Consider the following 24,906-nt stretch of genomic DNA (forward strand, 5'->3'; position numbering starts at 1 on the left):
ATGAAAAGTACTGTCAAACATATAATTGGTGTTATGAGTGGCACCTCATTAGACGGAATTGATATTGCTTATGTTAAAATTAATTATAACAATAATTTTACTTTTGAAATTTTAAAGGCAACTACTATTTCTTATTCTAAAAATTGGAAATCAACTTTAAAAAATGGTTTCCATTTATCAGGAGAAGCGCTTACCAAACTAGATGCTGATTACGGAATATTTTTAGGTGAAATAATTCAAAATTTTATTACAGAAAATAAAATTGAAAATTTAAATTTTATTGCTTCTCATGGACATACAATATACCACAATCCTGATAAAAATTACACACTTCAAATAGGTAATGGCCCTCAAATAACTGCTATTACTGGCATTAAAACCATTTGCGATTTTAGAGTACAAGATATAGCCCTTGGCGGACAAGGTGCTCCTTTAGTACCAATAGGCGATAAATTATTATTTTCTGATTATGATTATTGTTTAAACTTAGGCGGATTTGCCAATATTTCATTTGAAGAAAATAAAAATCGTATTGCTTTTGATATTTGCCCTGTTAACATTGTTTTAAATCATTATGTTTCCTCTTTAAATATTGAATATGATGACAAGGGAGCTATTGCTTCAACCGGAAATATTGATAAACGTTTATTAAACGAACTAAATGCCTTACCATTTTATAATGATGCGAAACCTAAATCGTTAGGTTATGAATTTATTGTAGAAACTATTTTTCCTATGATAGATAAATACAACCTTAAAATCAACCATATTTTAAGAACTTTTATTGAACACGTAGCTATACAAATTACAAAAAAAATTGATTCAAGTGCCAAAAAGGTGGTATTGGTTGCTGGTGGTGGAGCTTACAACACATTTCTTATTAATCGCATTCAATTCTACACTAAAACTCAACTAATAATCCCAGAAGACACTATCATAAATTATAAAGAAGCCTTGGTTTTTGCCTTGCTTGGATTTTTAAAAGATGAAGGTCAAAATAATTGTTTGAAAAGTGTTACTGGAGCTAGTAAAAACCATTGTAGCGGTGTTGTTTTCAATCCGTAATAAAACACATGTAATGTCTTCAAAAAAAGTAGATTTAAGTAAACTCGAAAATTTAGTATCAGGTGAAGTTCATTTTGATAACTTATATAAAAGCATTTATGCTACAGATGCTTCAGTATATCGAAAAATTCCTTTGGGTGTAGTCTTCCCAAAAAACAAACAAGATATAAAAACAATTATTCAATTTGCAACCAAAAATAACTTAACCTTAATTCCAAGAGCTGCAGGTACTTCATTGGCTGGACAATGTGTTGGTGATGGTTTAATAATTGATATCTCAAAACATTTTACTAAAATTTTAACTTTTGATGAGCATAAAAAAACTGTTACTGTTCAACCCGGAATTATTAGAGATGAACTTAACAATTACTTAAAACCTTACGGATTATTTTTTGCCCCAAATACTTCAACCAGTAACAGGTGTATGATTGGTGGTATGGTTGGTAATAATTCATCAGGAACAACTTCTATAAAATATGGTGTAACACGAGATAAAATTATTGAGCTAAAAACTATTTTAAGTGATGGATCTGAAGCAGTATTTAATGAATTAACTACTTCAGAATTTAGTCAAAAAAAAATTGGAAACTCGTTAGAAAACACTATCTACAAATCACTTTTTAACGAATTAAGCAACAAAGAAATTCAGCTAGAAATTTTAAAAGAGTTTCCTAAAAAAAGTATTCACCGCAGAAATAATGGTTATCCTGTTGATGAATTATTAAAATTTGAACTTTTTGGTGGTGAAAACACTACCATAAATGTTGGTAAACTACTAACTGGAAGCGAAGGAACCTTAGCTTTTACAACTGAAATTACATTGCAGTTAGACAACTTACCTCCACCAAAAAATGTTATGATTGCCGCACATTTTAACAGTATTCAAGAAAGTATGGAGGCTGTGGTAACGGCTATGAAACACAACTTGTACACGTGTGAATTGATGGATAAAACTATTTTAGACTGTACCAAAAACAACAGGGAACAATTAAAAAATAGATTTTTTGTAGAGGGAGATCCAAAAGCAATATTAATGCTTGAAATTTGTACAAATTCTAACGAAGAATCAAACAAATTAGCAGATAGATTAATTTCAAACTTAAAAGAAAATAATTTAGGTTATGCCTATCCTAAATTAATAAATAACAACATTCATAAAGCCTTCAATTTACGAAAAGCAGGTTTGGGTTTGTTAGGAAATATTGTTGGAGATAACAAAGCTGTTGCTTGTATTGAAGATACAGCTGTAGAAGTAAACGATTTACCAAACTATATTTCAGAATTTACCCAAATGATGGATGAATTTAAACAAGAAGCAGTGTATTATGCACATGCTGGTGCTGGTGAAATTCATTTACGTCCTATTTTAAATTTAAAGAAAAAAGAAGATGTTGCTTTATTTCGGGAAATAACTACAAAAACGGCTAAATTAGTTAAAAAATATGGCGGTTCATTTAGTGGTGAACACGGTGATGGTATTGTAAGAGCCGAATTTATTCCACAAATGATTGGTGTAAAAAATTACGAGCTTTTAAAACGTATTAAACAAACATTTGACCCAAATAACATATTCAATAAAGGTAAAATTGTAAATCCTTTTCCTATGGATAAAAATTTGCGCTATGAAGTTGATAGAGTTGAACCAACAATTGAAACTATCCAAGATTTCTCAGATAGTTTAGGAATTTTAAGAGCTACAGAAAAATGTAACGGCTCAGGTGATTGCAGAAAACTTCCTGAAGCCGGTGGCACCATGTGCCCAAGCTATAGAGCCACCAAAAACGAAAAAGACACTACACGTGCAAGAGCAAATGCCTTACGTGAATTCTTGACAAATTCAACCAAAAAAAATAAATTCAATCACAAAGAATTATACGATGTTTTTGATTTGTGTTTAAGTTGCAAAGCCTGTGCAAGTGAATGCCCTAGCAACGTAGATGTTGCCGCTTTAAAAGCCGAATTTCTACATCAATACTACAAAGAAAATGGCATTCCGTTTAGAACTCAACTTTTTGCCAATAATGTAAAATGGAATAAACTAGGAAGCCTCACTCCTACTTTTACTAATTTGGTGCTAAATACAAAACTTACAAAAAAATTGATGGGAATAGCTCTTAAAAGAAGTATTCCTAAATTGGCTAAAACTACTGTTTACAAATGGTATAAAAAATATAAAAACGGCCTGTTAAATCAACCTGTTAAATTTGGTGAAGTTTATCTTTTTGTTGATGAGTTTACCAATTATTACGATGCTAATATTGGAATAGATACTATTAAATTATTAACCAAACTAGGCTATAAAGTAAACATAACTAAACATGAAGAAAGTGGACGAAGTTTTATATCAAAAGGCATTTTAGATAAGGCTAAAGAAAAAGCTAATTTTAATGTAAATTTCTTTAAAAATAAAATCACTAAACAAACTCCTTTAATTGGTATAGAACCTTCTGCAATTTTAACTTTTAGAGATGAATATCTAAGACTGGCTGATGATAAAAATAGTGCAAAAGAAATTGCACAAAATACATTTACCATTGAAGAATTTGTAAAACAAGAATATCTAAAAAATAACATTACTGCTAGTAGTTTTACAACAGCAAACAAAACGTTAAAAATTCATGGTCACTGTCAACAAAAATCATTGAGCGGAACTGAACCTACATTTCAAATGCTTTCTATCCCTAAAAATTACAAAGTAACCATCATAAATTCAGGATGTTGTGGAATGGCTGGTTCTTTTGGTTATGAAAAAGAACACTACAAAATTAGTATGCAGGTTGGTGAAGATACATTATTTCCAAAAATAAGAAATACTGAAGTCGATACAATTATTGCAGCTTCAGGCACCAGTTGTAGACATCAAATTAAAGATGGTACAGATAGAATTTCTAAACACCCTGTTACATTATTAAAAGAAGCATTAAAATGAAACTTGTAATACGAACATATAATTTACAACTAAAGCACCCTTTTACAATTTCAAGAGGTACAAGAACTGAAATTCCTTCAATAATAATAGAACTTCAAGAAAATGGCATTTCGGGGTTTGGTGAAGCAACTGCAAACCCGTATTACAATACTTTTGTTGAACAATTTGAAAAGGAACTAATTGCTAAACGTAAAATTATTGAAATTACTTCTGAAAAAACACCAGAAGAATTTTGGGATTATTTGTTTCCTTACTTTAATAATAACATGTTTTTATTATGTGCATTAGATGAAGCTTATACAGATTTATTTACCCATAAAAAAAATATGAAATTGTATGAATACTGGAATCTTGAGCCTAAAAAAAACATACAATCAAATTTCACTATTGGTATTGATACCGTAGAAAACATGATAGGCAAAATGAAAGAAATGCCTTGGCCTATATATAAAATTAAGTTAGGAACAAAAGACGATCTTAAAATTGTAGCAGAGTTAAGAAAACACTCCAATGCTATTTTTAGAATTGATGCTAATTGCGGTTGGAGCCCAACTGAAACTATAAATAATTCCGTTGAGTTAAAAAAATTAGGAGTAGAATTTATTGAACAACCACTACCCGCAAATGACTGGAAAGGCGCTAAAGAAGTATTTAACCATTCTTATTTGCCCATTATTGCAGATGAAAGTTGTATTATAGAAAGTGATGTAGAGAAATGCTATAATCATTTTCATGGTGTGAATGTAAAATTAATGAAATGTGGTGGTTTAACACCTGCAAAGAGAATGATAACCAAAGCTAAATCTTTAGGTTTAAAAACTATGGTTGGTTGCATGACAGAATCTTCCGTAGGAATTTCGGCAATTGCACATTTAACACCTTTGTTAGATTATGTTGATATGGACGGCGCATTATTATTAAAAACAGATATAGCTTCTGGAGTAAAATTAAAAAATGGGAATATTGTATTTTCTGAATTAAATGGAACTGGAGCAAGTTTAAAAAATTAAAAAATAGTATACCATGAGAAAAATAGTAACACTAAGTATCTTTCTAATGTTTGCAACAAGTTACGGACAACAAATAGATCCGTTACTTAGTTCTGATGTTAATAAACAGGAAAAGTGGGTTGAAAATAGAATGAGTAAACTAACATTGAATGAGAAAATAGGTCAACTTTTTATGATTCAAGCTTATTCTAATAAGGGTAAAAAGCATACAGCTTTTATCAAAAAAATGATAAGAAAATATCATATTGGCGGTTTAATTTTTATGCAGGGAACTCCTAAAAAGGAGGTTAAACTAACTAATTTATATCAAACAAAGTCTAAAATTCCATTACTTATTGCTATTGATGGTGAATGGGGATTAAATATGCGCTTAAAAAACTCTTTTCGTTTCCCTTGGAATATGACTTTAGGTGCAATTCAAGATAATGAACTAATAGAAGAATTTGGAAAACAAGTTGGTCTTCATTGTAAAAGAATAGGGATTAATGTAAACTTTGCTCCTGTTGTAGATATTAATACAAATCCGAAAAACCCTATTATTGGAAATCGTTCATTTGGAGAAAATAAACACAATGTTACTAAAAAAGCAATGGCGTTTATTAGAGGAATGCAAAGTGTTGGTGTATTGGCAAATGCAAAACATTTCCCTGGTCATGGAGATACTTCTACAGATTCTCACAAAACACTTCCTTACTTAGATTTTACGCTAGAAAGATTAGATTCTATTGAATTGTTTCCATACAAACAACTTTTTAAAACCAATTTAGCAAGTGTAATGGTTGCACACTTAAATGTACCATCATTAGAACCAAAACCAGGCGTTCCAACTTCAATCTCCTATAAAGTTATAACGGAGCTTCTAAAAGAAAAAATGGGTTTTAAGGGTTTAATTTTCACTGATGCTTTAAATATGAAAGGCGCTGCAAACTATGCAAAACCTGGAGATATAGATTTAGCTGCGTTTGTTGCTGGAAATGACATACTATTAATTCCTGAAGATGTAAAATCAGCCGTAAAAAAAATAAAAATAGCACTTAAAAAGAAATTATTTACTGAAAAACGTTTAAATGAATCTGTTAGAAAAATATTGAAAGCTAAATATTGGGCTAAACTCCATGAGTTTACCCCTATAAAAGAGACTCATATTACTGAAGACATTATAACAATAAAAGATAAATTATTATACAAGTCTTTAATGAAAGCTGCAATAACAGTTATAAAAAACAATGAAGGAGTACTTCCTATCAAAGAGCTTTCAAACAACAAAATAGCTTATGTAAAATTGGGAGATTCAGACAATTTTACATTTACAAATACCTTAAAAAAATACACACAAGTTGATATTATTTCAGATGAAAACATAGCGGGCTTACTTCAAAAATTAAAATCATACAATACCATTATCATTGGTTACCACAAATCGAATGAAAGTCCTTGGAAAAGTTATAAAATGAGTAAAGAAGAAATAACATGGCTAGAAGAAATCTCTAAAAATCACCATGTTATTTTAGATATTTTTGCAAGCCCTTATACTCTTTTAGATATAACTTCCAATATTAATACAACTGATGCTATCATAGTATCATACCAAAACAGTAAAGAATCTCAGGAAATTTCAGCTGAAATAATTTTTGGTGCTCATGAAGCAAAAGGGAAATTACCTGTTTCAATTAAAAATATTTTTCCTGAAGGGACTGGATTATCTACTCCAAATTTAATGAGGTTATCTTATACTATTCCTGAAGAAGTTGATATGAGTAGCAAATTAATTCAAAGAATAGATTCTTTAACCACTATTGTTGTAGACTCTTTAATGGCTCCAGGTGGACAAGTATTAGTTGCTCGCTATGGAAAAGTAATATACCACAAGAGTTTTGGCTACCAAACTTATAATAAAAAACAGAAAGTAAAGTTGACAGATTTATACGATTTAGCTTCAGTTACAAAAATTTTGGGTGGTTTACCAATGATTATGAAAAGTGAAGAAAAAGGTTTGATTAAATTAAAAACAACACTAGGTGAAATGCTACCTTATTTAAAAGAATCAAATAAAGATACAATTACATTAAAAGAAGTATTATCTCATGTTGCTAAAATTAAAGCTTGGATTCCCTATTACTTAGAAACTGTTGATAGTGTAACAAAAATTCCTTTTCATAATTTATATAGGAAACAAAAAAGTGATGAATTTTCAATAAAAATTGCACGAAATTTATACTTAAAAAATTCATATACAGATACTATTTATAAAAAAATTGCTGAAGCTCCTCAAAGAAAATTAGAAGGTTACAAGTATAGTGGCTTAGTTTTTTACTTATTTAAAAAATATATTGAAAACACTTACCATGGTAAAATGGATGTATTAAACAGTAAATACTTTTACAGCCAACTTGGTGCTACAACACTTGGCTATAATCCTCTCAAAAAATTTAAAAAAGAAAAAATAGCTCCAACTGAAGTTGATGATTATTACAGACATCAAGTTTTACAAGGAGATGTACATGACATGGGAGCAGCCATGATGGGAGGAGTTAGTGGTAATGCAGGTTTATTTTCTAACTCAAATGACGTTGCTAAAATAATGCAAATGTATTTACAAAAAGGATTTTATGGAGGTAAAAGATATTTAGAATCTAAAACAATAGACAAATTTAATCATAGCTATTACGCAAATGATAGTATTAGAAGAGGTCTTGGGTTTGACAAACCAAGCTTGAATCCAGAAGTTAAGGCAAGTAGCAAGTACGCATCCTCAAATAGCTTTGGCCATAGTGGATTTACAGGCACTTATACGTGGGTAGATCCAGATAACGGTATTTTATATGTTTTTTTATCTAATAGAGTTTATCCAACAATGAGTAATAATAAATTAGGAGAACAAGACATCAGAACAAAAATTCAAGACTTAATTTATGAAGCAATTTTAAATAATTAACAAAAAAAATAAAAATGTTATTTAACAAACTTTTATGCTGTTTTAAGTAATTTTTAACAAATTATAGCATTTTAAATTATTTTTTTTTGTATATTTGCAATGGTAAGTTTCATAGCTTGCCATCTTTTTCATAGCAATTTTCCTCACTCATTTATGAGTGAGGTTTCTTTTTTATAGACCTTTTGTATTGTTTTTATGAGTACCTTTGCCCTCCTTATTTAAAAAATAAAAATATGATTTTTGGCATTTCACTTACAGATTGGGTTGGATATTTGGCTTCTTTAATACTCATTATTTCATTTATGATGAAAAATGTAAAAAAATTGAGAATTATCAATTCTATTGGTGCAGCTTTGTTTGTTGTTTATGGTATAATGTTAACCTTTTCTTGGCCTATTATTATAACAAATCAATTTATTCTATTTGCTAATATTTATTATCTTTCCAAAAACAGTTCCACTACTTAATACAAATATCTTATGAAAAGAGTTATAGTTTCAGTAACAAATGATTTGGTAACAGATCAACGAGTTCATAAAATGTGTACTACTCTTTCTCAAATGAATTTTGATATTACATTAATTGGAAGAAAGTTAAAGAATAGTAAAGAGATTTTTAGAGACTATAAAACAACTCGAATGAAACTTGTATTCAATAAAGGGTTTTTATTTTATGCTGAATACAACGTGCGCTTGTTTTTAAAATTACTATTTCTCAAAAAGGGAATTTTGTTGGCTAATGATTTAGATACTTTGTTGCCAAATTATTTAGTATCGAAACTAAAAAAGGTTCAGCTAGTTTTTGACAGTCATGAACTGTTTTCTGAATTACCATCCATACAGGGTAGATATCCACAAAAAGTATGGAAAATACTAGAAAAATGGTTGGTCCCTAAACAAAAAAACTTCATAACAGTTTCGAACTCAATAGCCAATTGGTTTAAAAAAAATTACAACGTTAAACCTTTGGTTATAAAAAATTTACCAACATCAAAAAATAATCCTTTTACAGAATCAAAAAATAACTATATTCTTTACCAAGGAGCACTAAATAAAGGTAGAGGTTTACTGGCATTGATAGAGGCTATGCAAAAAATTGATATCCCTCTAAAAATTGCAGGAGATGGTCCCTTTAAATCCGAAATTCAAAAAAAAATAATTGAATTTAAAGTTGAAAATAAAGTAAAATTAATAGGGAATATTCAACCTGAATATTTATTTACTATTACCCAAAAGGCAACATTAGGTATTAGTTTAGAAGAAGATTTAGGTTTAAGTTATAGGTATTCTCTTCCAAACAAATTATTTGATTACATCCAAGCTAAAACGCCTGTAGTGGCAACTTATTTACCTGAGATTAAACAAGTAGTTAAAAACTACAAGATTGGTGAAATTATTAAAAATCATTCTCCAAATGAAATAGCTAAAACCATTAATAAAGTTCTTAAAAATGGAAAATATTTTTATCAAATCCCATTAGAAAAAGCCGCCAAAGAATTAATTTGGAAAAATCAAGAACCAATAATATCAAGCATTTTTAAAAACATCTAGATAACTGACATACAGTAATTTATAGGTTTGAAAAATAAATATCGAAGGTTTTCCTAATACTATTTTTTTTTCAAAATACATATGATACTTCGAATATATTTTAGCTAAAATTCTTTTAAAAATTCTAATTTTTCTATAACTAGAAATAAGTACTATTTGCTTTACTAATTTATCATTTGTATTCAGTAAAAACAACGCATTTTCAATGGCTTTTTTTGTTTTTTCTAAAAAAACCTTATTCTCCTCTATCCCTAAATGATATACTGGATTATTTATAACACAAATCTGATTTTTAGTAAATTGAAGAAAAAACGAGTATCAACAAAACCATATTTCTCTTTTAAAATTGGGAAATTTCTCTTTTTAGCTACTATTTTTTTTATAGCAAAATTAGCCCCTCTAGCGTGTAATATTGGCTTATTTTTTCTTTTTTCAAAATTAATTTCTTCTTTTTCCTTTCCGTATATCCACCTCAATAAGTGTGGTTGAGGTTTTGTTTCATCATACACAATATTTCCTGTAATAATTTCTTTAGTAGTAAACTCCATTTGTTTCTTATAAATTGAAAGAAAATTGAAAGCTACTGGCAGTACATCTGCATCTAAAAACAACAACCAATTGTAAGAAGCTCGTGCAATTAAAAAATTTCTATTTGCCGCATTTCCAATATTAATTTCTTGCTGAATCAGTTTTATTTGTGAGTTATTTAATTTGCTAATAAATTCAGAGTTTCGTTTTATATAATATTTATTTGAAGCATCATCAGAGAGTATAATTTCCCAACAACAGTCAATAGTTTTTAATTGATTAAGTAGGTTTTCAACCAAAAGTTGCACCTCATAATTATAAACAGGAATTAAAATAGAAAGCATGTTAATTTATAGTGCTTTTTTGCTGCACTACTTCAAACAGTTCTCCACCTTCACATTTAATAGTTCTGTACGGGAACTTTAAAATAAGCGCATAATCATGGGTAGCCATTAGTATGGTTTTTCCACTATCGTGAATTTCTTTTAAAACATTCATAACATCAACAGAAGTCGCAGGGTCTAGATTTCCTGAAGGTTCATCAGCCAAAATTAAATCTGGGTTATTTAGCAATGCTCTTGCAATTGCTACACGTTGCTGTTCACCTCCCGATAATTGAAATGGCATTTTAAAATCCTTAGTCTCCATTCCTACCTTAGCTAATACTTCATTAATTTTATCTTTTATTTTAGTTTTATCTTTCCAACCTGTTGCTCTTAAAACAAATAACAAGTTATCAAATACGCTTCTATCATTCAATAATTTAAAATCTTGGAATACAATTCCAATTTTACGACGTAAAAAGGGTATTTCTTTTTCTTTCAAATTATTAAGATTGAAGCCTACAATGCTACCTTTTCCATTTTCAAGAGGTAAATCTCCATATAATGTTTTCATTAAACTACTTTTACCACTCCCTGTTTTACCTATTAAATACACAAATTCACCTCTGTTAATACTTAAATTAACATCTGATAAAACTAAATTTTCTCTTTGGAAAATTTGTGCATTTTGCAATGATAGTATTACCTCAGCCATAAAAAAAATAGATTTTTAACAAATCTAATTATTTAAATGTTAAGTATCAACATCTTTCCAATTAATAATAAAATACTTTATTACCTTATACGTTTAGCTTAACTCTTAACCTATTTATTCATAGTTAGATTAGAAAAACAGAAATAGTTATTGTTATAACTTTTTAATAAAAATATTTTTTATCAAATGCAATTTCACCAAAAAACTACGTTATTAGAATATAGTTTATAAACTTTCAATTTTAATTAAAATGACATATAAAAAAATTGTTCTCTCTTTTCTTGTGTTCTTTATTACTATCTCAATAGCTGCCCAAAAAACAGCAATTTATACCAACTCACTTTCAGAATATAACCACGCAATTGAATTGTACCAAAATAAAGCTTTCTTAGCTGCTCAAAAAATATTCAATCAAATTAAATCTCAATTCGATAATTCATCAGAGTTAAAAGCTAACTGTGAATATTACGCTGCCAATTGTGCAATTCGTTTAGAGCAACCAGATGCAGACGATTTAATGCAACAATATGTAGATAAATACCCTACAAGTACAAAACGCAATAGTGCTTTTATAGACGTCGCAAATTATTATTTCAAAATTGGCAAATATTCTTATGCTGCAAAATGGTTTTCGAGAGTAAATACCACAAATTTAACCTTGAGAAAAGAAGAAGATTTTAACTTTAAATATGCCTATTCTTTATTTGCTAATAAAGCATATAGCAAATCCAAAGAGTACTTTTTATCATTATTAGATTCACAAAAATATGGTGCACAAGCCAAATATTATTATGGATATATTGCATACAAACAAGATGATTATGATACTGCAGGTACTTATTTAGGTGAAGTTGCTAATGATAAAACTTTTAAAACAAAAGTTTCCTACTATTTAGCAGACATGAATTTTAAATTAGGAAAGTTTGAAAAAGCCATTGAATATGGGTTACCTCTTCTTCAAAAAGCTAAACGAATAGAACATTCTGAAATTTCAAAAATTATTGGGGAGAGTTATTTTAACCTACAAAAATACAAGGAAGCTATTTCTTATTTAAAAAATTACAAAGGAAAACGTGGTAAATGGAATAATACCGATTATTATTTTTTAGGATACGCTTATTACAAACTAAACGATTTTGAAAATGCTATAACATATTTCAACAAAATTATTGGAGGAAAAAATGCTGTAACACAAAATGCTTATTATCATTTAGCTGAATGCTACTTAAAATTAGATAAAAAGCAAGAAGCTTTAAATGCTTTTAGAAATGCTGCTCATATGAAATACAAACCAACCATTCAAAAAGATGCTTGGTTAAATTATGCAAAATTAAGTTACGAAATAGGAAATCCATACAAAAGCGTACCAGAAATATTACAAGAATATATTGAATTGTACCCAAATTCTGCACATAAAAATGAAATTAATGAGCTTATTATAAGTGCTTATATTACCTCTAAAGATTACGAAGGTGCCTTAGAATATTTAGAAAATAAGAAAAGCACAAAAGAGAGAACTTTATTCCAAAAAGTGGCATTTTATAGGGGGACAGAACTTTTTATTGAAGGTAATTACGATTTGGCGATAGAAAATTTTAAAAGCTCACTTACCATACCTTTAGATCCAATATTTACAGCTAGAGCAACTTTCTGGAAAGGAGAATCTAATTATAGATTACATAATTTTACAGATGCATTGGCTGATTTTAAAAAGTTTTACTCAACTAATGAAGCTCCAAAAACCCTAGAATTTAAAACTATAAATTACAATTTAGGGTATGTCTATTTCAAACAAAAAAAATATAGCAATGCCATAGCTGCATTTAAAAAGTATACAAAACAAAATATAGATGATACTATAAAACTTAATGATAGTTATTTAAGAATTGGTGATAGCTATTTTGCTAGTAGCAATTATTCAAATGCTATTATTTATTACAATAAAGCTATTAAATTGAATGGTGTTGATAGTGATTATGCTCAATTTCAAAAAGCAATTAGCTACGGGCTAACGGGTAATGAAAACGCTAAAATAACAACCCTAAACGCCTTCTTAAATACGTATTTAAAATCTACTTATAGAGATGATGCGCTATTTGTTTTAGGAAATTCTTACGTTAAAAAGAATAAAAGCAAACTTGCTTTAGAAAATTTTGATGAAATAATTATCAACTTTAAAAGAAGTCCTTTGGTTTCAAAAGCATTGTTAAAAAAAGGATTGATATTTTACAACACGAACCAAAATGAGGAAGCGTTAGCAAGTTATAAAAGTATTGTTAAACGTTTTCCAAATTCAGATGAAGCCAAACAAGCTGTTAAAAATGCGCGTCAAATTTATGTAGATTTAGGCAAGGTTGATGAATATGCTACTTGGGTTAAAACTTTAGATTTTGTGAATGTTTCAAATGCTGAATTAGACAACGACACGTACGAATCTGCAGAAAAACAATACCTTCAAAACAATCATAAAAAATCAATACTAAGTTTTAAAAAATATTTAGAAAATTTCCCAAAAGGTTTGCACTCTTTACAAGCTAATTTTTATTTGGCACAATCATTATTTTCAGCAAATAAACATACAGAAGCCATTTCCTATTACAGTTACGTTATAAACCAAGAAAGAAATGAATTTACTGAAAATGCACTTTCAAGTTTATCTCAAATTTATCTAGAAAATAATAATTGGAACAAAGCAATCCCAATTTTAGAACGATTGGAGAATGAAGCCAATTCATCTCAAAACATCACTTTTGCACAATCTAACTTAATGAAAGGTTATTACGAAAGTAAAAACTATTCCAAAGCAGTAGATTATGCAGAGTTGGTATTAAAAAATTCTAAAATAGAAAATCGCATTAAGTCTGATGCTTACATTATAATTGCACGTTCAGCCATAAAAACCAACAATAAAAATAAAGCTCGAGATGCTTATAAAAAAGTTGAAGAAATTGCAGAAGGAAAATTAAAGGCTGAAGCTTTGTATTATGATGCCTACTTTGAAAACAGTGATGGTAGCTATCGTGTTTCAAATAAAATTATTCAAAAAATTGCTGCAGATTATGCTGCTTACAAATATTGGGCTGCAAAAGGTTTGATAATAATGGCCAATAATTATTACGAGCTAAAAGATGCTTATCAGGCAACATATATATTAGAAAGTGTATTAAAAAACTTCACAGAGTTTAAGGATGTTGTTGAAGAAGCAACAAAAGATCTTAGCCGTATAAAAACCGAACTAGCCAAAACTAACGAGTCTGTAAAAAATTAATAATAAAAATAAACCAATAAACATGCGTAAGCTTCTTATAACCTCATTTACACTATTAATCGCTGGTTTTTCTTTTTCACAAGAAACTAAAAAAGACACCTTGAAAACGGAAGAAATAATTGTTGTAAAACCATATACCCCAAAAATATCAGATGCGTTCAAAATTAAATCTAATCCAATTATTGAAACAACAAATAAAATTCAAAAGGAAACTGTAAATTACCGTATATTTTCAATTCCGGTTGCGTCTACCTTTACCCCTTCAAAAGGCAAAGCAAAAGGTGTTGTTAGAGAACCTAAAGAGCGCCTTTTTGAAAATTATATTTCAGGTGGCTTTGGTAACTTTACAAGCCCATTATTTGAAGCATATCTACACTCAGGAGATATTAGATATAATGATTTTGGTATCTTTATAAACCATTTTTCATCAGAAGGAGGTATTAAAGATATACTGCTAAATAATAATTTTTCTAATACCCGAATTGATATGTACTACAAACAATTTGAACGGGATTATAACTGGCAATTAAATGCAGGCGTTCAACGCGACCAATACAATTATTACGGCTTATCAAAAGATAGTACATTTGATGAAACGTTTATAAATTCTTTAGATGAAGAACAAATATATAAGAATTTTTATGTGGGAGGGAAAATTAATTTTGAAGATTCCTTTTTTAAAGGAGCAACAGTTGAAATATACAATTTCTCAGATAATTTTAACAGCAATGAATTTCGACTTTTAGCCAAGCCAACATTTGAATTTCCTATTTCAACAGAATTAATAAATAGTGAATTTTTAATTGATTTTGTAGCAGGTAAGTTTAAGCAAAACTACCTAACATCAAGTGATTTAAACCATAGCTTCTTAAATTTAGGCTTTAGTCCTAACCTTGAAGTATTACGCGATAATTTAACTGTGAATTTAGGCGCTAAACTTTACTATACAAACGACTTAGAGCATAAAACAAGTGATTTTTACGCCTACCCGAACGTAACAGCTTCTTATAAAATGATTGATGAAGTTTTAATTATAGTTGCAGGTGTTACCGGAGATTTAACTCAAAATACTTATAAATATTTTGCTGATGAAAACGCTTTTATTTCTCCAACTTTAAACGTACAACAAACAGATAAACAATACAAAGCATTTGCTGGTGCTAAAGGAAAACTAGCTACCAATATTGGTTATAATTTTAATGTAAGTCATACTTCTGAAAAAAATAAACCCTTGTTTATTCAAAATCAGACTAAAACTGATGGAATAATTTCTGTTGAAAAATCTTATGAAGCTGGAAATTCATTTAATGTTATTTATGATGATGTAAAAACGTTATCTGTTTTCAGCGAAATTACTATAGATGCTTCTGATGAATTTGATTTTAGTGCTACACTAACCTACTCTAACTTTACAACTAACACTCAGTTTCAAGCTTGGAATTTACCAACTATAAAAGCAACTATTTCGGCTAATTATCAAAATAAAAACTGGTTTGCCGGAGCTAAATTATTTTACCGTGGTGAAACGTATGGATTTGTAATTCCTTATGGGGTTTTGCCTGAAAATGGCACTGTTATTCAAAATCAATCTTACATGGATTTAAATTTAAATGGAGGTTATATTTTCTCAAACAGATTAACCGCTTTTGCGAAAATTAACAATGCACTAGGAGAAAAATATTATACATTTGTAAACTACCAAGTTCAATCATTACAAATATTGGCTGGAATTACGTACAAATTTGATTTGTAATAGAAGTTCATTTTATTAAAACTTTTTTATGTAGTTTTAACAAACTATAAAAACTACTACAAAATGAAAAATATTTTTATTGCAATAAGTATATTTATTGCTTTAATTTCTTGTTCTAAAACTAAACCTAATAAACAATCTCAACAAGTAGTTAACAAACAAGATTCAATTACCATTAAACAATTATTTAACACCTCTTTAACCAACGGAGAAAGTTATGAATGGTTACGAGATTTAACATCCAATATTGGAGGGCGTTTATCTGGTTCTCCAGAAGCTCAACAAGCTGTTGAATGGGGAGAAAAGTTAATGAAAAACTTAAATTTTGATAACGTTTGGCTACAACCTGTTATGGTTCCTCATTGGGTTCGTGGAGAAAAAGAAGAAGCCTATTTTACAAGTAATAATGTTAAATTTAATGTGCCAATTTGTGCTTTAGGAGGTTCTATTGCAACTCCTAAAGAGGGTGTTTTAGGCGAAGTTATTGAAGTTAACAGCTTGGAAGAAGCCGAAAAGTTAGGCGAAAAGTTAAAAGGGAAAATTGTTTTTTTTAATCGCCCTTTTGATGCTACTTTAATTGAAACTTTTAGAGCTTATGGTGGCTGTGTAGATCAACGTGTTAATGGAGCAAAAGTTTCTGGAAAATATGGAGTTTTAGGTGTTATTGTTCGCTCTATGACTTCAAGTATTGATGATATTCCACATACTGGAAGTATGGGCTATGGAGATTTACCTGATACCGAAAAGGTGCCAACAGCAGCAATTAGTACTAAAGCTGCAGACCTATTGAGTAAAAAATTAAAAGAAAATCCAACCTTAAGGTTTTACTTCAAACAAGGTTGTAAAACATTACCAGATGCCCCTTCTTATAACGTTATTGGTGAAATTGTTGGAAGCGATTATCCCAATAAATATATAACAATTGGCGGGCATTTAGATTCTTGGGATTTGGGTGAAGGAGCTCATGACGATGGTGCAGGTATTGTGCAGTCTATTGAAGTGCTACGTTTACTTAAATTAAATAATATACAACCTAAACATACTATTAGAGTAGTTTTATTTATGAATGAAGAAAATGGTTTAAGAGGTGGTAAAAAATATGCCGAAGAAGCCAAAAAGAATAATGAAAATCACATTGCAGCTTTAGAATCAGATTCGGGTGGATTTACACCAAGAGGCTTTTCATTTGATGCTTCCGAAAAAAATTACAACCTATTTATGAGTTGGAAATCATTACTTGCTCCGTATGGATTGCACGATATTAAAAAAGGACATGGAGGTGCTGATATTAGCCCTTTAAAATCTGAAACAATCTCTTTATTTGGTTACAAACCAGATTCACAACGGTATTTTGATTATCATCATACCGCTATTGATACTTTTGACAAAGTTAATAAAAGGGAATTAGAACTAGGAGCAGCATCAATGGCTTCACTTATTTATTTATTAGATACCTATTTAAAATGAAAAAAATAATTGTAGTATTTTTAATTACCATGACCATTTCGTGTTCAAAAAAAGAACAAGTTGACACCATTGTTATAAATGCCAACGTTTATACTGTAAATAAAAACTTTGATAAAGCTCAAGCTTTTGCCATTAAAAATGGTAAAATTATTGATGTAGGTACCACTCTTGAAATTGAATCAAAATATGCTTCAACATTTATCAACGATGTAAAAGGTAAAACAATAGTTCCTGGCTTTATAGATGCCCATTGCCACTTTTTTGGATTAGGTTTGCAACAACAAAAGGTAGATTTAACTGGCACAACTAGTTTTAATGATGTTGTACAGCGTATTGTTGATTTTCAAAAAGAAAAAAAAGCAGCCTACATTACCGGACATGGTTGGGATCAAAATGATTGGGAAATTAAAAAATTCCCAACAAAAGATAAATTAGATCAGTTATTTCCAAATACACCAATTGCAATTCGTAGAATTGATGGCCATGCACTACTAGCAAACCAAGCAGCAATAGATTTGGCAAAAGTTACCATTAACACTCCTTTTTCGGGTGGAGAAATACTACAAAAAAACGGTAAACTTACGGGTATATTTATTGATAACCCTATGAATTTAATTGATAAAACAATACCAAACCCTTCAAGAAAAGAACAAATTCAAGCATTAAAAGATGCGGAAGAAATTTGTTTTTTTTATGGTTTAACAACTGTTGACGATGCCGGATTATCAAAAAAAACTGTTGACTTAATTGATAGTTTACAACAAGCCAACGAACTAAAAATTCGTATTTATGCTATGATTTCTAACAGCCCTAAAAATTTAGATTATTATTTACCAAAAGGGATTATAAAAACTGACAGATTGAATGTGCGATCTATAAAAGTATATGCAGATGGTGCTTTAGGTTCTCGTGGAGCAGCCATGAAAAAATCGTATTCAGATAAACACAATCATTTTGGAGCTCTTGTAACACCTATAGGCGAATTACAAAATATTGCTAAGAGAATTGTAAAATCAGATTATCAAATGAATACACATGCCATAGGAGATTCAGCAAACTATGTGATGTTAAAAACGTATAACGAAATTTTAAAAGGTAAAAAAGATAGGCGATGGAGAATTGAACACGCTCAAATTATTGATATGAACGATTTTAATTATTTTGATAATATTTTACCTTCAATTCAACCAACACATGCCACATCTGATATGTATTGGGCAAAAGACAGAATTGGTGCTGAGCGTATGAAAGGAGCTTACGCTTATAAAGAATTATTAAAACATTATGGAAAAGTTGCATTGGGAACAGATTTTCCTGTAGAAAAAGTAAGTCCTTTTTTAACTTTTTATGCTGCAGTTACACGAAAAGATTTAAATAATTTTCCTGAAAACGGTTTCCAAATGGAAAATGCGTTAACACGTGAAGAAACATTAAAAGGGATGACTATTTGGGCTGCCTATGCTAATTTTGAAGAGAATGAAAAAGGGAGTATTGAAACTGGTAAAATGGCAGATTTTATAATTCTCAATAAAAATATTATGGAAATTGAAACCTCAAAAATTCCATCTATAAAAGTTGAAGAAACTTATGTTAATGGTGAACGTGTTAAATAAAATATTAAAACATACTATTTTATGCATTCTTCTCTTTGTAGTAGGGAAAGGCTTTGCTCAACAATTACCTAAAGGATTTGTAGATATAAAAACCGTAATTCCAGCCATAGAATTAGAAATTCGATATGCTGGAAATCATAATTTTATTGGCAAACCAATAGATGGGTATAATGTTCCAAAAGCCATAATTACGGTTGAAGCAGCCAATATGTTAAAAAAAATTCAGTTAGCACTTAAAAAGCAACATTTAGGACTAAAAATTTATGATGCATACCGCCCACAAAAAGCAGTAAATCATTTTGTTAAATGGGCTAAAAACTTGAATGACACTCTAAATAAAGAAGAATTTTATCCAAACGTTAAAAAGAAAAATTTATTTAAAGAAGAATACATTGCTTCTCGTTCTGGACACAGCAGAGGTAGTACCGTTGATATTACCATTATTGATTTATCTACTGATGAAAAAAAAGCATTGGATATGGGAAGTCCTTATGATTTTTTTGGTAAAGAATCTTGGGTTTCAAATCAAAATTTAACCTCAAAACAACTACAAAACAGGAAAATTTTACAAGAGTTAATGCGAAAGTATAATTTTAAAAATTACCCAAAAGAATGGTGGCACTTTACACTGCGGAATGAACCGTACCCAGATACCTATTTCAACTTTTCAGTTGAATAAAAAAGCCTTAAAGTTTAACTCATTATGCTAAAATTTTAGTTACAAAACTAGGGATTTCTGCTACTCCTTTTTCTTGTAAAAAACGAATAAAGGCCGAACCTATAATTGCTCCATTCATATACTCACATACCTTATTAAAGGTTGCTTTATTTGAAATACCAAAACCTACAATTAAGGTACTTTTTAAATTCATTTTTTTAATTCTCTTAAAATAGGCTATTTGCTTTTCTGAAATTTCTCCTTTAGCACCTGTAATTGAGGAAGATGCTACTACATAAATAAAAGCATTGGTAATTTTATCAATTTTTCTAATACGCTCTTCTGAAGTTTGTGGTGTTATTAAAAATACATTTGAAATTCCATAATTTGCAAATAAAGCTTGGTAATGAGATTCGTATTCAAGCATCGGTAAATCAGGAATAATTACAGTTTCTATACCGCAGTCTTTACATTTTTGACAAAATTTAGCTTCACCATATTTTATAACCTGATTTAAGTAACCCATTAAAACTAAAGGGGTGTTAACAGTCTCTTTTATTGCTTCCAACTGATTAAAAATAAGATCTAAATTCATTCCATTCTTCAATGCTACAGAACTACTATGTTGTATTGTTGGTCCATCAGCCAATGGATCTGAGTACGGCAAACCAACTTCAATAAAATCTACACCATTACTTTCCAATTTTTTAATAATTTGTTCAGTATCATTTAATTTTGGAAAACCTGCAGTAAAAAATACTGAACATAAATTATGCTGTTTCACTTTAAATAAACTAGTTAACTTACTCATCTTTTAAATGTGTTATATAGGTTTCTAAATCTTTATCACCTCTTCCAGATAAATTAATTACAATTACCTGATCTTTTGTTAATTTCATTTTGGACAAAACAGCTAGTGCATGAGCCGATTCTAATGCTGGAATAATTCCTTCAATTTTTGTTAACTCATACGCAGCATTTAACGCTTCTTTGTCTGTTGCATTCATAAATATAGCACGTTCACTTTCGTGTAAAAAAGCATGCAAAGGACCAATTCCAGGATAATCCAATCCTGCTGAAATAGAATAGGGTTCTATTACTTGCCCATATTCATCTTGCATTAATATGGTTTTACTTCCATGTAAAACACCAACTTCTCCTAGTTGAGAAGTTGCTGCCGATTGCCCACTATGCACACCTAAACCTGCAGCTTCAACAGCAATTAACTGTACATTTTTAGTGTCTAAATAATGGTAAAAAGCACCTGCTGCATTACTTCCGCCACCTACACAAGCAATTACCATGTCTGGATTTTCATTCCCTGTTTGCGCTAATAATTGTTCCTTAATTTCTTTACTAATTATAGATTGCAAACGAGCCACCATATCTGGATATGGATGTGGACCAACAACAGAACCTATTAAATAATAGGTGTCTTCAGGATTCCCAATCCAATCTCTAATGGCTTCATTTGTGGCATCTTTCAATGTTTTACTACCACTTATTGCAGGCACAACTGTTGCGCCCAACATTTTCATTCGGGCTACATTTGGTGCTTGTCGTTTTATATCAACTTCTCCCATAAAAACAATACATTCTAAATCCATTAAAGCACAAACAGTTGCTGTTGCAACACCGTGTTGACCAGCACCTGTTTCGGCAATAATTCGTTTTTTTCCTAAATATTTTGCAACCAATATTTGTCCGATAGTATTATTAATTTTATGTGCACCTGTATGGCATAAATCTTCTCTTTTTAAATAAATAGTAGCTCCATATTTTTCAGATAAGCGTTTCGCAAAATACAAAGGTGTTGGCCGCCCAACGTAGTTATCTAACAGCTCTTTAAATTCATTTTTAAAAGAATCTGATGCTAATATTTTTAAATAATTATCTTCTAATTCTTTTACATTTGGAAACAATAGTTCTGGTATAAATGCACCTCCAAACTGACCGTAATAGCCATTTTTATCTACAAAAAAACTCATATTAAGTTATGTTTAAATTCTTTAATATTTTTAATATTTTTTAAAGCAGGTTCTATTTCAAAACCACTATTTATATCGACACCTTTAAAAGCAGGATGTATTATTTTTTTTATATCCTCAGCATCATCTTTTGAAATACCTCCACTTAATAAAAATGGCACCTTACCTTTATAGTTTTGAAGTATTTCCCAATTAAATTTGATACCATTTCCTCCATAATTTGTTCCTTTGGTATCAAACAGAAAATATTCACAAAATTTTTGAAACTTTTTTGTAATGCTGAAATCAAAGTTTTCATCTACTGAAAATGCTTTGATAATTTTTAATTTATGAGATTCTGAAACAATCTTTCGACTGCGCTCAAGATGACTATTTAGAATTTCATTACAATAATTAGGAGTTTCATTTCCGTGCAACTGTACAAAATCTAATTTATATTTTTCAACAGTAGCAATTACTTTTTCAATAGTTTCATTTACAAAAACACCTACTTTTTTTGTTTCCGAAGGAAATTTAATCTGCGGAAATTCTGTAACAAAACGCTTAGATTTATGATAGAAGATAAACCCTACAAAATCTGGTTTCAAAGCTAATAAGCTCGAAACATTCTCTACATCTCGCATTCCGCAAACTTTAATTTTCATTTTTGTTTTTGTTTTTTGTTTAACTGTTTAATAGTTAATTTCATTTATCATTCCTGCGAAGGCAGGAATCTATTTATTGCTAATTGTGGATTCATCCTTCCACAGGAATGACATTCTTTTTTAGATTCTTTTTTAGATTCTTTTTATTCATTTCGACTCCGCTCAGTGACCAAATGGAATGACATTTTTTTACAAATACACCATTCAGTGCATACATATTTACATTCTTTTACTTAATTTGACTTATAAATTCTTGACAAGCATAGCCTGGATTTTCAGTTTTCATAAAATTTTCGCCAATTAAAAAACCTTGAAATCCATATTCTTTTAAGCCAACAATAACTCTTGGGTCACTCAGTCCGCTTTCAGAAACTTTAATACAACTCTTTGGTATTTGATTTGCCAATTCAATTGAGCGCTCTAAATTAACCTCAAAAGTTTTTAAACTTCTATTATTAATCCCTATTATTTTATGGTCGAGTTCAATTTTGTCTAATTCTTCTATATTGTGTACTTCATACAATACTTCTAAACCTAAATCTTCAGCTAATTTTCCATAATTTTTCAATTCTTGTTTTGTTAAACAAGCAGCTATTAACAAAATAGCATCTGCTCCAATGGCTTTAGCTTCTACAATTTGAAATCCGTCAACAATAAAATCTTTTCTTAAAATTGGAGTGGTTTCATTCACCGTTCTTGCTTGGATTACATCTAAAATACTTCCTCCAAAAAAATGAATATCGGTTAAAATAGATTGAGCTGCAACCTTAGCTTCTAAATAACCATGAGTAACATCAATTATAGTTGCTTTGTCATTAATAATTCCTTTTGAGGGTGATTGTCTTTTAAATTCAGCTATAATTCCTGTTGAACTTTTAACTGTTAAAGCTTTTTTTAATGAAATTGGTGTGCGCTTAAAATTAGGGCTTTTAACTAATTTTTCTATCGAAACCTCTTTCATTAATTGTGCTACTTCTTTCTTTTTATGTGCTATTATTTTATCTAAAATGTTCATTTTTATACTTAATTGGTAATTCTTAAATTATATTCATTTTCGTCACCCTGAACTTGTTTCAGGGTCTCATCCAAATTGTAGTGTTTTTAAAGTAGGGTTCATTTCCTTAATTAAATTTATTTTCCAGTCGTGATGCTAATTTTTTAATTTTTTTCTCTTAAAATTGCTTGATTTATATCCGTAAATTCTTCGAAATATATTAAATCTTTCACATTATATTTTGATGTAAACTTTGAACCTAATCCATTTTTATGCTGGTTTATTCTTTCTTTTAAGTTTGATGTCATACCAATATAAAAGGTTGTTCTATATTCATTCACTAATATGTAAACATAACTTAATTTCATATTCTCATTAGATGTGATGCTGAAACAAGTTCAGCATGACGTTTATAGTTGAATCTGCTCTTTAAAATTTTTAATCAACTTCGTTAAACATTGTTTTGCTTTTAAACTAACTAAAGATTCTTTTGCTTCTTCAAAAGCTGTATCAAAAGATTTATTTTTATCTATTATTTTTAATGCAAATGCGGCATTTGCCAATACTGCATTATTTTGTGCTTCAGTTCCTTTTCCGTCTAAAATTGACATAAATATTTTGGCGGAGGTTGCTACAGAGTTTCCTCCAAAAATTTCTGATTGCTGTAATCTTTTTAATCCTAAATTTTCAGGTGTTATTAATTGTTCGTTTTCTTTGGTAAATAATTTGAAAGAACTTGTTAATGAAATTTCATCGTAACCATCTAAACTATAAACTATTCCGTAATTTTTTGAGGTTTCTTGCAATAAATAATTGTAAATTCTGGCAACTTCTAGATTAAAAACACCTACCAATTGATTTTGTGGATTGCTTGGATTTACCAACGGCCCTAACATATTAAAAAAAGTTTTTAAACCTAATTCTTTACGAACCGGACCAACAGCTTTCATAGCCGGATGAAATAATGGTGCGTGTAAAAAACAAATATTCGCATCTTCTATTTGACGCTTTAATGTTGCTTCATCATTGGTAAATTTATACCCTAAATATTCTAACATATTAGATGATCCACTTACTGAAGACACTCCGTAATTGCCATGTTTAGCCACTTTATTTCCTGTGCCTGCAACCACAAATGATGTTAACGTTGAAATGTTGAATGTGTTTTTGCCATCACCACCTGTACCACATAAATCAATAGTGTTAAACTCCGACAAATCTATTTTTACTGCCAATTCTAATAATGCCTCTCTAAAACCGGCTAACTCCTCTACAGAGATTGGTCGCATCATAAAAACGGTTAAAAAGGAAGCTATTTGTGATGTATTATAGGTTTCATTTGCTATTTGAATAAGCACTTCTTTAGCTTCTTGTTTTGTTAAACGCTGTTGTTCAAATAATTTGTTTAAAATATTTTTCATTATATTTTTTTGTGTTATGGTGATTGAGCGGAGTCGAAATCTTAA

The 24,906-nt window shown here is 29.6% G+C and carries 19 protein-coding genes; 11 read left to right on the forward strand and 8 right to left on the reverse strand.

Annotated features, from left to right (window positions below):
* From Lupro_RS05345 to Lupro_RS05370, 6 genes are all read left to right on the forward strand, one after another.
* A complete protein-coding gene (locus tag Lupro_RS05345; RefSeq protein WP_068206967.1) occupies nt 1–1,065 on the forward strand; it encodes an anhydro-N-acetylmuramic acid kinase in 1,065 nt (354 codons plus the stop codon).
* Nucleotides 1,066–1,078: 13 nt separating this feature from the next.
* Complete coding sequence (locus Lupro_RS05350) at nt 1,079–3,994, forward strand: FAD-binding and (Fe-S)-binding domain-containing protein (protein ID WP_068206970.1); 2,916 nt, start codon at nt 1,079–1,081, stop codon at nt 3,992–3,994.
* Entirely contained in the window at nt 3,991–5,004 is a 1,014-nt protein-coding gene (locus Lupro_RS05355; RefSeq protein WP_068206972.1) for a dipeptide epimerase, read from the forward strand. Before Lupro_RS05350 ends, Lupro_RS05355 begins: the two co-directional genes overlap by 4 nt.
* Before the next feature lie 13 nt (nt 5,005–5,017).
* Entirely contained in the window at nt 5,018–7,939 is a 2,922-nt protein-coding gene (locus Lupro_RS05360) for a glycoside hydrolase family 3 N-terminal domain-containing protein (RefSeq protein ID WP_068206974.1), read from the forward strand.
* Between the two features lie 233 nt (nt 7,940–8,172).
* Entirely contained in the window at nt 8,173–8,406 is a 234-nt protein-coding gene (locus tag Lupro_RS05365; protein ID WP_068206976.1) for a uroporphyrinogen decarboxylase, read from the forward strand.
* 12 nt (nt 8,407–8,418) lie between these two features.
* Nucleotides 8,419–9,489 carry a glycosyltransferase gene (locus tag Lupro_RS05370; RefSeq protein WP_068206978.1) on the forward strand — a complete coding sequence of 357 codons (1,071 nt, stop codon included), beginning with the start codon at nt 8,419–8,421 and terminating at the stop codon, nt 9,487–9,489.
* A 272-nt stretch (nt 9,490–9,761) separates the two neighbouring features.
* On the opposite strand, the gene Lupro_RS05375 is transcribed toward Lupro_RS05370, so the two are convergent.
* Complete coding sequence (locus Lupro_RS05375; protein WP_068206980.1) at nt 9,762–10,361, reverse strand: glycosyltransferase family 2 protein; 600 nt, start codon at nt 10,359–10,361, stop codon at nt 9,762–9,764.
* Between the two features lies 1 nt (nt 10,362).
* Nucleotides 10,363–11,055: a cell division ATP-binding protein FtsE gene (locus Lupro_RS05380; RefSeq protein ID WP_068206982.1), complete on the reverse strand. Its 693-nt coding sequence runs from the start codon at nt 11,053–11,055 to the stop codon at nt 10,363–10,365.
* Between the two features lie 250 nt (nt 11,056–11,305).
* Here Lupro_RS05380 and Lupro_RS05385 point away from each other — a divergent pair, with 250 nt between their 5' ends.
* The 5 genes from Lupro_RS05385 to Lupro_RS05405 all read left to right on the forward strand — a co-directional run bounded on the left by Lupro_RS05385 (nt 11,306) and on the right by Lupro_RS05405 (nt 19,835).
* Entirely contained in the window at nt 11,306–14,323 is a 3,018-nt protein-coding gene (locus Lupro_RS05385; protein WP_068206984.1) for a tetratricopeptide repeat protein, read from the forward strand.
* Nucleotides 14,324–14,345: 22 nt separating this feature from the next.
* Entirely contained in the window at nt 14,346–16,076 is a 1,731-nt protein-coding gene (locus Lupro_RS05390) for a TonB-dependent receptor (RefSeq protein ID WP_068206988.1), read from the forward strand.
* A 63-nt stretch (nt 16,077–16,139) separates the two neighbouring features.
* On the forward strand, nt 16,140–17,543 hold the full coding sequence (locus Lupro_RS05395) for a M20/M25/M40 family metallo-hydrolase (RefSeq protein WP_068206990.1): 1,404 nt from the start codon (nt 16,140–16,142) through the stop codon (nt 17,541–17,543).
* Nucleotides 17,540–19,156 carry an amidohydrolase gene (locus Lupro_RS05400; protein ID WP_068206992.1) on the forward strand — a complete coding sequence of 539 codons (1,617 nt, stop codon included), beginning with the start codon at nt 17,540–17,542 and terminating at the stop codon, nt 19,154–19,156. The genes Lupro_RS05395 and Lupro_RS05400 overlap by 4 nt, the downstream gene beginning before the upstream one ends.
* Nucleotides 19,131–19,835, forward strand: a complete 705-nt coding sequence (locus Lupro_RS05405; protein WP_099092394.1) for a M15 family metallopeptidase — start codon at nt 19,131–19,133, stop codon at nt 19,833–19,835. Before Lupro_RS05400 ends, Lupro_RS05405 begins: the two co-directional genes overlap by 26 nt.
* 22 nt (nt 19,836–19,857) lie before the next feature.
* Here Lupro_RS05405 and trpA read toward each other — a convergent pair whose 3' ends face one another.
* The 6 genes from trpA to trpD all read right to left on the reverse strand — a co-directional run bounded on the left by trpA (nt 19,858) and on the right by trpD (nt 24,861).
* Nucleotides 19,858–20,625 carry a tryptophan synthase subunit alpha gene (gene trpA / locus Lupro_RS05410; RefSeq protein WP_068206995.1) on the reverse strand — a complete coding sequence of 256 codons (768 nt, stop codon included), beginning with the start codon at nt 20,623–20,625 and terminating at the stop codon, nt 19,858–19,860.
* Nucleotides 20,618–21,802: a tryptophan synthase subunit beta gene (trpB, locus tag Lupro_RS05415; RefSeq protein WP_068206998.1), complete on the reverse strand. Its 1,185-nt coding sequence runs from the start codon at nt 21,800–21,802 to the stop codon at nt 20,618–20,620. The genes trpA and trpB overlap by 8 nt, the downstream gene beginning before the upstream one ends.
* Nucleotides 21,799–22,446 (reverse strand): phosphoribosylanthranilate isomerase, encoded by a 648-nt coding sequence (locus Lupro_RS05420; RefSeq protein ID WP_068207001.1) that lies wholly within the window; start codon nt 22,444–22,446, stop codon nt 21,799–21,801. The genes trpB and Lupro_RS05420 overlap by 4 nt, the downstream gene beginning before the upstream one ends.
* A 229-nt stretch (nt 22,447–22,675) precedes the next feature.
* Nucleotides 22,676–23,461 carry an indole-3-glycerol phosphate synthase TrpC gene (gene trpC, locus Lupro_RS05425; RefSeq protein WP_068207004.1) on the reverse strand — a complete coding sequence of 262 codons (786 nt, stop codon included), beginning with the start codon at nt 23,459–23,461 and terminating at the stop codon, nt 22,676–22,678.
* A gap of 143 nt (nt 23,462–23,604) precedes the next feature.
* Nucleotides 23,605–23,808 carry a GIY-YIG nuclease family protein gene (locus Lupro_RS05430; protein WP_227807484.1) on the reverse strand — a complete coding sequence of 68 codons (204 nt, stop codon included), beginning with the start codon at nt 23,806–23,808 and terminating at the stop codon, nt 23,605–23,607.
* Nucleotides 23,809–23,850: 42 nt separating this feature from the next.
* Nucleotides 23,851–24,861, reverse strand: coding sequence for an anthranilate phosphoribosyltransferase (trpD, locus tag Lupro_RS05435; protein WP_068207007.1), 1,011 nt, complete (start codon nt 24,859–24,861; stop codon nt 23,851–23,853).
* Between the last annotated feature and the right edge of the window lie 45 nt (nt 24,862–24,906).

It is taken from the genome of Lutibacter profundi, assembly GCF_001543325.1.
Classification (GTDB): domain Bacteria; phylum Bacteroidota; class Bacteroidia; order Flavobacteriales; family Flavobacteriaceae; genus Lutibacter; species Lutibacter profundi.